The 12,547-nt window shown below is 72.7% G+C and carries 10 protein-coding genes and 1 rRNA gene; 5 read left to right on the top strand and 6 right to left on the bottom strand.

Going from position 1 to position 12,547, the window contains the following annotated elements:
* Window positions 1-93: ribosomal RNA gene (gene rrf / locus ACFU9E_RS13070) — 5S ribosomal RNA — on the top strand; the annotation flags it as partial.
* Between the two features lie 57 nt (window positions 94-150).
* Here the strand turns inward: rrf and ACFU9E_RS13075 are convergent.
* The gene (locus ACFU9E_RS13075) at window positions 151-603 is read right to left on the bottom strand and encodes a GNAT family N-acetyltransferase (protein WP_380688352.1); all 453 of its coding nucleotides are present in this window, start codon (window positions 601-603) and stop codon (window positions 151-153) included.
* A gap of 47 nt (window positions 604-650) precedes the next feature.
* The gene (locus tag ACFU9E_RS13080) at window positions 651-1,445 is read right to left on the bottom strand and encodes a VOC family protein (protein WP_380688354.1); all 795 of its coding nucleotides are present in this window, start codon (window positions 1,443-1,445) and stop codon (window positions 651-653) included.
* 216 nt (window positions 1,446-1,661) lie between these two features.
* Between ACFU9E_RS13080 and ACFU9E_RS13085 the strand changes: the two genes are divergently transcribed.
* The 3 genes from ACFU9E_RS13085 to ACFU9E_RS13095 all read left to right on the top strand — a co-directional run bounded on the left by ACFU9E_RS13085 (window position 1,662) and on the right by ACFU9E_RS13095 (window position 6,609).
* A complete protein-coding gene (locus ACFU9E_RS13085; protein ID WP_380688358.1) occupies window positions 1,662-3,836 on the top strand; it encodes an ATP-dependent RecD-like DNA helicase in 2,175 nt (724 codons plus the stop codon).
* Between the two features lie 224 nt (window positions 3,837-4,060).
* Window positions 4,061-5,350: a citrate synthase gene (locus tag ACFU9E_RS13090; protein WP_380688356.1), complete on the top strand. Its 1,290-nt coding sequence runs from the start codon at window positions 4,061-4,063 to the stop codon at window positions 5,348-5,350.
* 539 nt (window positions 5,351-5,889) lie between these two features.
* Window positions 5,890-6,609 (top strand): SDR family NAD(P)-dependent oxidoreductase, encoded by a 720-nt coding sequence (locus ACFU9E_RS13095; RefSeq protein WP_380690376.1) that lies wholly within the window; start codon window positions 5,890-5,892, stop codon window positions 6,607-6,609.
* Window positions 6,610-6,699: 90 nt separating this feature from the next.
* On the opposite strand, the gene ACFU9E_RS13100 is transcribed toward ACFU9E_RS13095, so the two are convergent.
* Together ACFU9E_RS13100 and ACFU9E_RS13105 are read right to left on the bottom strand one after the other, a co-directional pair.
* Window positions 6,700-9,015, bottom strand: a complete 2,316-nt coding sequence (locus tag ACFU9E_RS13100; protein ID WP_380714999.1) for a heavy metal translocating P-type ATPase — start codon at window positions 9,013-9,015, stop codon at window positions 6,700-6,702.
* Between the two features lie 73 nt (window positions 9,016-9,088).
* Window positions 9,089-9,307: a heavy-metal-associated domain-containing protein gene (locus ACFU9E_RS13105; RefSeq protein WP_380685848.1), complete on the bottom strand. Its 219-nt coding sequence runs from the start codon at window positions 9,305-9,307 to the stop codon at window positions 9,089-9,091.
* 318 nt (window positions 9,308-9,625) lie between these two features.
* On the opposite strand from ACFU9E_RS13105, the gene ACFU9E_RS13110 reads away from it, so the two are divergent.
* Window positions 9,626-10,801 (top strand): PP2C family protein-serine/threonine phosphatase, encoded by a 1,176-nt coding sequence (locus ACFU9E_RS13110; RefSeq protein WP_380685850.1) that lies wholly within the window; start codon window positions 9,626-9,628, stop codon window positions 10,799-10,801.
* A 48-nt stretch (window positions 10,802-10,849) separates the two neighbouring features.
* Here ACFU9E_RS13110 and dhaL read toward each other — a convergent pair whose 3' ends face one another.
* Both dhaL and dhaK read right to left on the bottom strand, forming a co-directional pair.
* Window positions 10,850-11,506, bottom strand: a complete 657-nt coding sequence (gene dhaL / locus ACFU9E_RS13115; RefSeq protein WP_380685852.1) for a dihydroxyacetone kinase subunit DhaL — start codon at window positions 11,504-11,506, stop codon at window positions 10,850-10,852.
* Window positions 11,507-11,525: 19 nt separating this feature from the next.
* Complete coding sequence (gene dhaK / locus ACFU9E_RS13120; RefSeq protein WP_380685854.1) at window positions 11,526-12,521, bottom strand: dihydroxyacetone kinase subunit DhaK; 996 nt, start codon at window positions 12,519-12,521, stop codon at window positions 11,526-11,528.
* Window positions 12,522-12,547 lie beyond the last annotated feature (26 nt).

The following is a 12,547-nucleotide window of genomic DNA, read 5'->3' on the forward strand; positions in this document are numbered from 1 at the left end:
ACGCCCGGTTACATTCCGAACCCGGAAGCTAAGCCTCACAGCGCCGATGGTACTGCAGGGGGGACCCTGTGGGAGAGTAGGACGCCGCCGAACAATTCTTCTGAGAAGCCCCTGCCGGGGATACCGGCAGGGGCTTTTCGCATTTCCGGGTCAGAGGGCGAGCTTGAATCCGATGTGCGAGGGAACGAAGCCGAGGCGCTCGTAGAAGCGGTGCGCGTCGGTGCGGGTGGCGTCGGAGGTGAGCTGGACCAGGTCGGCGTCCAGCGCGCGGGAGCGGTCGATCGCCCACCGGATCAGGTCGGTGCCGAGGCCGGTGCCGCGTTCGTCGGCGTGGATGCGGACGGCTTCGATGACGGTGCGGGTCGAACCCTTGCGGGCGAGGCCCGGGACGACGGTCAGTTGGAGGGTGCCGATCGTCCGGCCGGCGCGTTCCGCGACCACGAGGTGCTGGTGCGGGTCGGCGTCGATGCGCGTGAGAGCGGTGCGGTAGGGGGTCAGGTCGTCGGGGCTTTCGCGGGTCGCGCCGAGCGGATCGTCGGCGAGCATGGCGACGATGGCCGGGAGGTCGTCCTCGGTCGCCCGGCGGATGATCAGATCGTTCATGGGCACACCCTAGAAGGCCCTGGAGGCCCCTTGGGCGTGATCGGGCGTCATGTGCCGGTCGGCGGGCTGGTGATGACCGCGAAAACGGCTCCCTGCGGGTCGACGAGCTGGCCGAGGCGGCCGACGCCGTGGACGTCCATGGCGGGGATCCGGACGGTGGCCCCGAGGCGCTCCGCGGTGGCGAGGCGCGCGTCGACGTCGGGCACCTCGAAGTAGGGGAGCCAGTGCGAGGAGGTGCCGGCGGCGGTCTGCTCGGGGCCGAGCTGCATGATGCCGCCGTGGGCGTCCTCCGTGCCGCCGCCGGGCGGGGTGAGGACGGTGTACTGGAGTTCGCCGCCGACCGGGACGTCCTGTTCCTGCCAGGCGAAGACCGCGCGGTAGAAGGCCTTGGACGCCTCGGCGTCGACGCTGTAGCACTCCGTCCAGCAGAGGCTGCCGGGCTCGGTGACGGTGTCCAGGCCGTGCACGTCCTGCGGCTGCCAGATCGCGAAGTCGGCGCCGGTGGGGTCGGTGTAGCCGGCCATCCGGCCGCTGGTGAACACGTTGAACGGGGCGAAGCGGACCCGGCCGCCGGCCTCGCGGACCAGGGCCGTCGTGCGGTCGGCGTCCAGGGTGCAGAAGTAGACGGTCCAGGCGGGGGCGGCGTGGGTGTCGGTGAACGGTCCGAGCGCGGCGACGGTCCGGCCGTCCTGCTGGAAGAACCCGTAGCCGCCGGCCTCGGGACCGGCCGAGGCGTAGGTCCAGTCGAACACCGAGGTGTAGAAGCCGACCGAGGCCTCGGTGTCGGGGCTGGTGAGGTCGAGCCAGTTGGGTGAGCCGGGACGGAAGGCGGTGGTGAGCATGGTGTGCTGCCCTTCGACGACGTGCCTGGCCCCTCCCTCGTCCTTCCAGCGTGGCACTCGGGCCCCCGGTGTCGCACCCGGACGGTACGGTGCGTAGCGGAAGTCGTCCCGCGCGGTGAAGGGGGCCCGGTGGCCAGGCAGACAGGGGCACGGACCGCCACCGGCGGCACCGCGCAGGCGGCCGCGCCGCCGCGCCAGCTCGCCCAGGTCGAGGGTGTGCTGGAACGGATCACCTACGCCAACGAGGAGACCGGCTACACGGTGGCCCGGGTGGACACCGGGCGGGGCGGCAACGACCTGCTGACGGTGGTGGGCGCGCTGCTCGGGGCGCAGCCGGGCGAGTCGCTGCGGCTGCACGGCCGGTGGGGGTCGCATCCGCAGTACGGGAAGCAGTTCGTGGTGGAGAACTACACCACGGTGCTGCCGGCGACGGTGCAGGGCATCCAGCGGTACCTGGGGTCGGGGCTGATCAAGGGGATCGGGCCGCGGTTCGCGGAACGGATCGTGGAGCGGTTCGGGGTGGACACCCTGGAGGTGATCGAGAACGAGCCGGGCCGGCTGATCGAGGTGCCGGGGCTCGGTCCCAAGCGGACCAAGAAGATCGCGGCCGCGTGGGAGGAGCAGAAGGCCATCAAGGAGGTGATGGTCTTCCTGCAGGGGGTCGGGGTCTCGACGTCGCTGGCTGTACGGATCTACAAACAGTACGGGGACGGCTCGATCGGGGTGGTGAAGAACGAGCCGTACCGGCTGGCGTCGGACGTCTGGGGCATCGGCTTCCTCACCGCGGACCGGATCGCGCAGGCCGTCGGCATCCCGCACGACAGTCCGGAGCGGGTGAAGGCGGGGCTGCAGTACGCGCTGTCGCAGAGCAGCGACCAGGGGCACTGCTACCTGCCCGAGGAGCGGCTGATCGCGGACGGCGTGAAGCTGCTCCAGGTGGACGTGGGGCTGGTGATCGACTGCCTGGCGGAGCTGGTGGCCGTGGAGGGGGTGGTGCGCGAGCAGGTGCCGGGGGACGACGGCCGGCCGATCACGGCGGTGTACCTGGTGCCGTTCCACCGGGCGGAGATCTCGCTGGCGAACCAGTTGCTGCGGCTGCTGCGGGCGGACACCGACCGGATGCCGTGGTTCGCGGACGTGGACTGGCCGGCGGCGCTGGCCTGGCTGGCGCGGCGGACGGGGGCGGAACTGGCGCCGGAGCAGGAGCAGTCGGTGCGGCTGGCGCTGACCGAGAGGGTCGCGGTGCTGACCGGCGGGCCGGGGTGCGGCAAGTCGTTCACCGTGAAGTCGATCGTGACGCTGGCGCTGGCGAAGCGGGCCAAGGTGGTGCTGGCGGCGCCGACCGGGCGGGCGGCGAAGCGGCTGTCGGAGCTGACCGGGGTGGAGGCCTCGACGGTGCACCGGCTGCTGGAGCTGCGGCCGGGCGGGGACGCCGCGTACGACCGGGACCGGCCGCTGGACGCGGACCTGGTGGTGGTCGACGAGGCGTCGATGCTGGACCTGATCCTGGCGAACAAGCTGGTCAAGGCGGTCGCGCCGGGGGCGCACCTGCTGTTCGTGGGGGACGTGGACCAGCTGCCCTCGGTGGGGGCGGGCGAGGTGCTGCGGGACCTGCTGGCCGAGGGCGGGCCGATCCCGTCGGTGCGGCTGACCCGGATCTTCCGGCAGGCCCAGCAGTCGGGCGTGGTGACCAACGCGCACCGGATCAACGAGGGCCTGCCGCCGCTGACCGAGGGCCTGCCCGACTTCTTCCTGTTCGCCGAGGACGACGCGGAGCGGGCGGCGGGGCTGACGGTGGACGTGGTGGCGCGCCGGATCCCGCAGAAGTTCGGCTACGACGCCCGGCGGGACGTGCAGGTCCTGGCGCCGATGCACCGGGGCCCGGCCGGGGCGGGGAACCTCAACACGCTGCTGCAGGCGGCGGTGACGCCGGCCCGGGAGGGGCTGGCGGAGCGGCGGTTCGGCGGGCGGACGTTCCGGGTGGGGGACAAGGTCACGCAGGTCCGCAACAACTACGACAAGGGGCGGAACGGGGTCTTCAACGGCACAGTGGGAGTGGTCACGTCCCTCAGCGCGGACGACCAGCGCCTGACGGTGCTGACGGACGAGGACGAGGAGGTGCCCTACGACTTCGACGAGCTGGACGAGTTGGCGCACGCCTACGCGGTCACGATCCACCGGTCGCAGGGGAGCGAGTACCCCGTGGTGGTGATTCCGGTCACCATGTCCGCGTGGACGATGCTCCAGCGAAATCTGCTCTACACAGCGGTGACCAGGGCCCGAAAACTGGTCGTGCTGGTCGGGTCACGGAAAGCGATCGGGCAGGCGGTTCGCAGCGTCAGCGCAGGTCGGAGGCATGCGGCGCTGGACCACCGGCTTGCGTCTGGATGATTCTCCAAGGGATGGTTGCCTCTATTGTTCTCTTGACGTGAAGAGATTTACGGCAGAGCCTGGTGGGGTGCCGATCTTGTCCGGTTCGTACCGGCGGCGGCGGCAGGTTTTGTAGGGGCGGGCCCTTTCGGGTCACCCCGGGTGCGCGGCTGTCCGCCGGATGGGGGATGGTAGAGACAGTCAGGGCACCTTGGAAGAGGATTCATTTCGTCGGTGAGGAAGACGTGAGCGACAACTCGGTAGTACTGCGGTACCAGGACGGCGAGTACGAATACCCCGTCGTCGAGAGCACTGCGGGCAACGCCGGCTTCGACATCTCGAAGCTGCTCCCGCAGACCGGCCTGGTCACCCTGGACAACGGCTTCGGCAACACCGCCGCCTACAAGTCCGCGATCACTTTCGTGGACGGTGACAACGGCATCCTGCGGTACCGCGGTTACCCGATCGAGCAGCTCGCCGCCAAGGGTGACTTCATCGAGACCGCGTACCTGCTGATCAACGGCGAGCTCCCGGACTCCGAGCAGCTCGCGCAGTTCAACCGCGAGATCACCCAGCACACCCTGCTGCACGAGGACGTCAAGCGCTTCTTCCAGGGCTTCCCCCGGGACGCGCACCCGATGGCGATGCTGTCCTCGGTGGTCGGCGCGCTGTCGACGTTCTACCCGGAGAGCCACAACCCGTTCGACGCGGCCCAGCGCCACCTGTCGACGGTCCGCCTGCTGGCGAAGCTCCCGACCATCGCGGCGTACGCGTACAAGAAGGCGATGGGCCAGCCCTTCGTCTACCCGCGCAACGACCTGAGCTACGTCGAGAACTTCCTGCGGATGACCTTCGCGGTCCCGGCCGAGGACTACGAGCTCAACCCGGTCATCGTCAACGCCCTGGACAAGCTGCTGATCCTGCACGCGGACCACGAGCAGAACTGCTCGACCTCCACCGTGCGCCTGGTCGGCTCCAGCCACGCCAACCTGTTCGCGTCGATCTCGGCGGGCATCTCGGCGCTGTGGGGCCCGCTGCACGGCGGCGCCAACCAGGCCGTGCTGGAGATGCTGGAGAGCATCCAGAAGGACGGCGGCGACGTCGACGCCTTCATCACGAAGGTGAAGAACAAGGAAGCCGGCGTCAAGCTGATGGGCTTCGGCCACCGGGTCTACAAGGCGTTCGACCCGCGTGCCGCCCAGGTGAAGCTGCTCGCCCACGAGGTGCTGGGCCAGCTCGGCAAGTCCGACGAGCTGCTCGACATCGCGCTCAAGCTGGAGGAGCACGCGCTCAAGGACGACTTCTTCGTCTCGCGCAAGCTCTACCCGAACGTGGACTTCTACACCGGTCTGATCTACCGGGCGATGGGCTTCCCGACCAGCATGTTCACCGTGCTGTTCGCCCTCGGCCGGCTGCCGGGCTGGATCGCCCACTGGCACGAGATGATCAAGGACCCGACCAGCCGGATCGGCCGTCCGCGCCAGATCTACACCGGCACCGCGATCCGCGACTACGTCGAGATCGACGCCCGCTGACGCCGTGCACCCGCACTGACGCCATGCGCACGCCCTGACACCGTGCCACGAGGGCCCGGCCGCACTCCTGCGGCCGGGCCCTCGCGCTTCTCCACCTCAACGTCCGGCGCACGACTCCGGGGGCGGCGGTGGACCGGGAACGGCCGCTCAAAGCGTTCCCGGTCCCGCCACACCCCGGCGTCGTGCGCGAAGGCCGCCAACTGTCGGCGACCGACCCGGGGCCCGCCGGAGCCCCGTCGGCGGCAGCGGTGGTCATGCGTCGACGCTGTGCCGTTCGCCACGTCTCCGCCCACCGAAAAACTGCCGCACTACCAACCTAAGACGTATCAGCGTGTGAGAAGTTACGCCGGGGGGGTGTGAGCTGCCTCTCGCCACGCTCCGTGTGCGTGCCGTGCCGCCCCCATACCACACCTTCCACCGGCGGCGACGTCACCCTCCCCGCAGTCACGGCAACCGAGCGTGATAGGAATCGTGGCATTCCGGTACGGACCGTCGCGCACCTTGCAGCGTGGCGGCGGAGCTGGGGAGGGAGTGCGCAGATGACCAGGAACGTGGTTGTCACCGGCGGTGGCACGGGGATCGGGTACGAGGTGGCACGACGGTTCGCCGAGGCGGGCGAACAGGTCGTGATCGTCGGCCGACGGCGGGTGGTGCTGGAGGACGCCGCCGCGGCGCTCGGACCGAACGTGACCCCGCTGGTCTGTGACCTCGCCGACCCGGACGCCGTGGAGGCCGCGCTGGCCGACCTGCCGGAGCGGATCGACGTGCTGGTGAACAACGCGGGCAGCCGGGAGACCGTGATCGGCGCCGGGCCGCACGCCCTGCTGGCCCGCTGGCGCGGGGACTTCGAGCGCAACGTGCTGACCGTGGTCCTGCTCACCGAGTCGATCCGCGACCGGCTCACCCCCGGCTCCGGCCGGGTGGTCACCATCAGCTCGATCGCCGCCCTGCGCGGGGCCGGCTCGTTCGGGGCGGCGAAGGCCTCGCTGCACGCCTGGAACCACTTCCTCGCCGCCCAGCTCGGCACCTCGGGCATCACCGCCAACATCGTGGCGCCCGGGACGGTGGCGGGCACCGAGTTCTTCGGGCCGCGGCTGGACGAGGCGGAGGTCTCCCGGCGGTCCGCCCGGACGCTGCTCGGGCGGATCGGGGAGACCGGCGAGGTGGCGGCGGCGGTGCACTTCCTGGCCTCGCCGGAGGCCGGGTTCATCACCGGCGAGATCCTGCACTGCAACGGCGGCGAGCTGCTCGGCCGCTGAGCCGGGGCGGACGCCCGCAGGGCCCGTACCGCACGCGCGGTACGGGCCCTGCGGGTCCGGAGGGTGCACCAGGTGCCGGGGCGCCCCGGGTCAGGCGGCCCGGAAGCGGCGCAGCCGCAGGCTGTTGGTGAGCACGAAGACCGAGGAGAAGGCCATCGTGGCACCGGCGATCATCGGGTTGAGCAGGCCGGCGGCGGCCAGCGGGATCGCCGCCACGTTGTAGCCGAAGGCCCAGAAGAGATTGCCCTTGATGGTGCCGAGGGTCCTGCGGGAGAGCCGGATGGCGTCGGCGGCCGAGCGCAGGTCGCCGCGGACCAGGGTGAGGTCACCCGCCTCGATGGCGGCGTCGGTGCCGGTGCCCATGGCGAGGCCGAGGTCGGCCTGGGCGAGCGCGGCGGCGTCGTTGACGCCGTCGCCGACCATCGCGACGATCCTGCCCTCGGTCTGGAGGATCTCGACGGTGGCCACCTTGTCCGCGGGCAGCACCTCGGCGTACACGTCCTCGGCCGGGATGCCGACCTCGGCGGCGACCGCCTCGGCGACCAGCCGGTTGTCACCGGTGAGCAGCACCGGCCGCAGGCCGAGGGCGCGCAGTTCGGCGATGGCCTCGGCGCTGGTGGGCTTGACCGCGTCGGCGACCTCCAGGACGGCCCGGGCCGCACCGTCCCAGCCGACCGCGACGGTGGTCCGTCCGGCGGCCTCGGCGGCGCGCTTGGCCCCGGCGAGCGCGGCGGGCAGCGGCAGGCCGTGCTCGGCGAGCAGGGACTCCCGGCCGGCGAGCACCCGGTGGCCCTCGACGTCGCCCCGCACGCCCAGGCCGGGGACGTTCTCGAAGCCCTCGACGGCGGGCAGGGTGCCGAGCTTCTCGGCGGCCGCGCCGGCGACGGCGGCGGCGATCGGGTGCTCGGAGGCGTGCTCCAGGGCGCCGGCCAGGCGCAGTGCCTGCTCCTCGGTGACGCCCTCGGCGGTCCGTACGGCGAGCAGGGTCATCCGGCCGGTGGTGACGGTGCCGGTCTTGTCCAGGACGACGGTGTCGACCCGGCGGGTGTTCTCCAGCACCTCGGGGCCCTTGATCAGGATGCCGAGCTGGGCGCCGCGGCCGGTGCCGACCATCAGGGCGGTCGGGGTGGCCAGGCCGAGGGCGCACGGGCAGGCGATGATCAGCACCGCGACGGCGGCGGTGAACGCCTCGGTGGCGCTGTCGGCGGTCAGCAGCCAGACGATCAGGGTGCCGATCGCGATGAGGATCACCACGGGCACGAAGACGGCGGAGATCCGGTCGGCGAGCCGCTGGGCGGCGGCCTTGCCGCTCTGCGCCTCCTCGACGAGCGCGGCCATCCGGGCGAGCCGGGTGTCGGCGCCCACCAGGGTCGCCTCGACCACCAGCCGGCCGCCGGCGTTGACGGTGGCGCCGGTGACGGTGTCGCCGACGGCGACCTCCACCGGGACCGACTCGCCGGTCAGCATCGAGGCGTCGACGGCCGAGGCGCCCTCGACGACCACGCCGTCGGTGGCGATCTTCTCCCCGGGGCGGACCACGAACCGCGTCCCGACGGTGAGGTGCCCGACGGGCAGCCGCACCTCGCGGCCGCCCTGCAGCACGGCGACGTCCTTGGCGCCGAGGTCCAGCAGGGCGTGCAGAGCGGCCCCGGCGCGGCGCTTGGAGCGGGCCTCCAGGTAGCGGCCCAGCAGGATCAGCACGGTGACGGCGGAGGCCGTCTCCAGGTAGAGCATGGACGAGGCGTCGGTGTCGCCGACCGAGAACGAGAACTCGTGCCGCATGCCGGGCATGCCGGCCTCGCCCCAGAACAGGGCCCAGAAGGACCAGCCGAAGGCGGCCAGGGTGCCGAGCGAGACCAGGGTGTCCATGGTCGCGGCGCCGTGCTTGAGGTTGGTCCAGGCGGCGCGGTGGAACGGCAGGCCGCCGTAGACCACGACGGGGCCGGTGAGGGCGAAGGCCAGCCACTGCCAGTTGGTGAACTGGAGGGCGGGGACCATCGACCAGAGGACCACCGGGAGGCTGAGCACGGCGCTGACGAGCAGTCGGTCGAGCAGCGGGTCGGCCGGCTGCGGGTGGGCGGCGCCGGCGGGGGCCTCGGCCGGGGCGACGGGTACCGGCGGCGGGGGGAGTTCGGCGGTGTAGCCGGTGTTCTCCACGGTGGCGATGAGGTCGGCCACGGTGACGTCCGGCGTGAACTCGACCCTGGCCTTCTCGGTGGCGTAGTTGACGGTCGCCTCGACGCCGGCCATCCGGTTGAGCTTCTTCTCGATCCGGGCGGCGCAGGCGGCGCAGGTCATGCCGCCGATCTGGAGTTCGACGCGCTCGCGGACCGCGGTGGGGTCCTCCTGGCCGGCTATGGCGGTCGCCGCGTCCGGGGAGGTGGAGCCCGAGGTGGAGGTGCTCATGTGCTGATCAGCTCCTAGGGGAGGGCACGGCGGGGGCGGGGTTCGCCGGGCCCCCGCCGCGCGGCGGGGGCTCTCAGGCGGCGCGGCCGACCAGCTCGTAGCCGGCCTCGTCGACGGCGGCGCGCACCTGCTCGTCGTCCAGCGGGGCCGCGGCGAAGACGGTGACGGTGCCGGCCTTGGCGTCGGCGGAGACCTCGGTGACGCCGTCGAGGGCGGAGAGCTCCTTGCTGACCGAACTCTCGCAGTGTCCGCAGCTCATGCCGGTGACGGTGTAGGTGATGGTGCTGGACATCGTGGCCTCCGCAAGGTCGGTACGGCCGCGAGCGTACGCCCGGGCCCGGCTGATAACCACACCATACCCCTAAGGGGTATTCCGTAGGGGTACGGATGGTGTGGTGTGGATCGCATTCCGGTTGGCGCTCGGGTGTCGCCCGGGCCTCGGCCGGTGCGCGCTCCGAGAGCAGAGCGTAGGCGCCCGGACACGCCGCGCTCGAAACCGCGCCGTGACATGGGCGGATTCGGGCGCCGGGAGGGGCCGGGAGGGTCCCTGGGGCACGAAGGGGCCGGGGGTGCGGCGGTGGGCGTACCGCTCGTCCGTTATGTTCGATATGTGTCACCGATCCGCCGTGCCCAGTCGCCGTCCGTCCCGACCGGCGTCGGGCAGCCACCGGCCAGGCGGCGCAGCGCGCTGCTCGCCGTCGACCTGCTCGACCTCCCGTTCTGGCGCCGGGCCACTCCCGCGCTGATCGCGATCGTGCTGGTCGGGATCGCCGACCTGTACTCCGGCCAGGACCGCTACCTCGCGCCGCTGATGACCGTCGTCCCCAGCATCGCGGCGCTCACCCTGAGACCGCTCGAACTGCTCGGCGTCTGCTCGGTCGGCCTGCTCACCGTCTTCGGCCTCAGCCACTACGACCAGGTCGACAACATCAACGACGTCCGCTTCCTGTGGGGCGCGATGGTCAGCTACCTGCTGCTCTCGGTGTTCTCCGCCTGGGTCGCCAGGATCCGGATGCGCCGGGCCGCCGCCTACGCCGCGGTCAGCTCCGTCGCGGAGGCCGCGCAGCGCGCGCTGCTGCGGCTGCCCGGCCCGGTCGTCGGGCCGCTGCACCTCGCGGTGCGGTACGTCTCCGCCGCCGACGCCTCCAGGATCGGCGGGGACCTCTACTCCGTCCTGGAGACGCCGCACGGCACCCGGGTCGCGGTCGGCGACGTGCGCGGCAAGGGGCTCGGCGCGGTGCAGACCGCCGCCGTGGTGCTCGGCGCCTTCCGGGAGGCCGCGTACGACGAGGCCGGGCTGCGCGGGGTGGCCGCCCGGATCGAGGCCAGCGTCGAGCGGCACGTGCCGGACGGCGAGTTCACCACCGCGCTGTTCGCCGAGTTCCGCCGGCCCGGCGTGGTGCAGCTGCTCCAGTACGGGCACGTGCCGCCGATCCGGGTGGACCCGGACGGCCGGGTGCACGTCCTGGACGCGCCCGACCCCTGGGTGCCGCTCGGCCTGGGCCGGCTGGCCCACGGCGAACCGAGCACCTGGGACCAGCCGTTCGGGACCGACGACGTGCTCGTGCTCTGCACGGACGGCGTGATCGAGGCCAAGCACCGGCACAGCGGCGTGTTCTATCCGCTCGCCGAGCGGGTCGGCCCGCTGGTGCGGGGCGCGGCCCGCTCCGCGGCGGAGCTGGAGGCGGCGGTCGGGCGGGTCTACGCCGACCTGCTGGCGCACACCGGCGGCGAACTGCGGGACGACGCGCTGCTGCTGCTGATCACGCGTACGGACACGGCCTGAGACACGCGTCGGTCTCCCGGAAGCCCCACGCCCCGAGCCCCGTCGCCGTCAGGCGAGCGGGCGACCAGCAGCCTCGGCGAGGGCGCGGAAGAGCAGGGCGGTGGAGGTGGCGCCCGGGTCCTGGTGCCCGGTGCTGCGCGGGCCCAGGTAGGAGGCGCGGCCCTTGCGGGCCTGCAGCGGCACGGTCGCCAGGGCGCCCCGCTCGGCGCCCTCGGCCGCGGCCGCGGTGGCCTCCGGGAGGTCGGCGCCGGCGGCGACCGCCGCGCGGTAGGTGTCCAGGGCGGGCGTCCAGGCGTCCACGATGGTCTTGTCGCCGGGTTCGGCCTTGCCGAGCTCCCGCACCGCCCGCAGACCGGCCGCCAGCGCCTCGCCGAGCCCGGCCGCGTCGGCGGGTGCCTCGCCGGGCTGCGGCAGCGCGGCGCCGATCGCCCGGAACGCCTTGCCGTAGAGCGGGCCGGAGGCGCCGCCGACCTTGGAGATCAGCGTGGTGCCGGTCCTGGTCAGCAGTGCGCCGGGCCCGGCGGGGGCCGGGGCGTCCGGCGCGTCCAGGGCGGCCAGCACGGCGGTGAAGCCGCGCCGCAGGTTGCTGCCGTGGTCGCCGTCGCCGATCGCGGAGTCCAGCTCGGTGAGCCGCCCGTGCTCCCGCTCGACGGCGGCGGCCAGCGCGCGGACCCAGGCCTCGGCGAGGCGGGTGTCGACGTCCATGTCGGTGCTCCTGTCCGGCCTAGGCGCGCTTGAGGGCGGGGGTGTCCACGGGGGCGTCCCACAGTTCCAGCAGTGGGCCGTCGGCCTTGGCGAGGGTGAGCGAGAAGCCGGCCATGTCCAGGCTGGTCACATAGTTGCCGACCAGGCTGCGGGCCACCGTGATGCCCTGCTCGGCCAGTCGGGCGGCGACCTCGCCGAAGACGATGTACAGCTCCATCAGCGGTGTCGCGCCCAGGCCGTTGACCAGGGCGATCACCTCGTCGCCGGCGGTCAGGTCGTGGTCGGCGAGGACCGTCTCCACCACCTCGGCGACCAGCTCGCGGGCCGGGCGCAGCCGCTCCCGGCGCCGGCCGGGCTCGCCGTGGATGCCGACGCCGACCTCGATCTCGTCCTCGGCCAGCTCGAAGCCGGGCTTGCCCGCCGCCGGCACGGTCGCCGCGCTCAGCGCGATGGCGAAGGAGCGGGAGGCCGCGTTGACCCGCCGGCCGAGGGCGGCCACCTCGTCCAGCGGCGCGCCGCGCTCGGCCAGCGCGCCCGCGATCTTCTCCACCAGCACCGTCGCCCCGGTGCCGCGCCGTCCGGCCGTCCAGGTGGAGTCCTCCACGGCGACGTCGTCGTTGACCAGCACCGTGCGGACCTCGACGCCCTCCTCGGCGGCCAGCTCCGCGGCGAGTTCGAAGTTCATGACGTCGCCGGTGTAGTTCTTGACGACGAACACCACGCCGGCGCCGGAGTCCACGGCCTTGGCCGCGGCCAGCATCTGGTCCGGGACGGGGGAGGTGAACACCTCGCCGGGGCAGGCCGCGTCCAGCATGCCGGGCCCCACGAAGCCGCCGTGCAGCGGCTCGTGCCCGGACCCGCCGCCGGAGACCAGCGCCACCTTGGGCGCGGCCGGCCGCACGGCCCGGGTGATCACCCGGTTGGTGAGGTCCACCGCCAGCTCCGGATGGGCGGCGGCCACCCCGGCCAGCGCGTCCTCCAGGACGGTCTCCGCGTCGTTGATGAGCTTCTTCACGGCGTACGCGCTCCCCTCGGCAGACG

Origin of the sequence: Kitasatospora sp. NPDC057595 (assembly GCF_042800875.1) — a bacterium.
In the GTDB taxonomy this organism is placed as follows: Bacteria; Actinomycetota; Actinomycetes; order Streptomycetales; family Streptomycetaceae; genus Kitasatospora.

Coding starts and splice junctions, on each gene's coding strand:
- ACFU9E_RS13075 (WP_380688352.1), bottom strand. CDS start 603: ATGAACGATCTGATCATCCGCCGGGCGACCGAGGACGACCTCCCGGCC.
- ACFU9E_RS13080 (WP_380688354.1), bottom strand. CDS start 1,445: ATGCTCACCACCGCCTTCCGTCCCGGCTCACCCAACTGGCTCGACCTC.
- ACFU9E_RS13095 (WP_380690376.1), top strand. CDS start 5,890: ATGACCAGGAACGTGGTTGTCACCGGCGGTGGCACGGGGATCGGGTAC.
- ACFU9E_RS13100 (WP_380714999.1), bottom strand. CDS start 9,015: ATGAGCACCTCCACCTCGGGCTCCACCTCCCCGGACGCGGCGACCGCC.
- ACFU9E_RS13105 (WP_380685848.1), bottom strand. CDS start 9,307: ATGTCCAGCACCATCACCTACACCGTCACCGGCATGAGCTGCGGACAC.
- dhaL (WP_380685852.1), bottom strand. CDS start 11,506: ATGGACGTCGACACCCGCCTCGCCGAGGCCTGGGTCCGCGCGCTGGCC.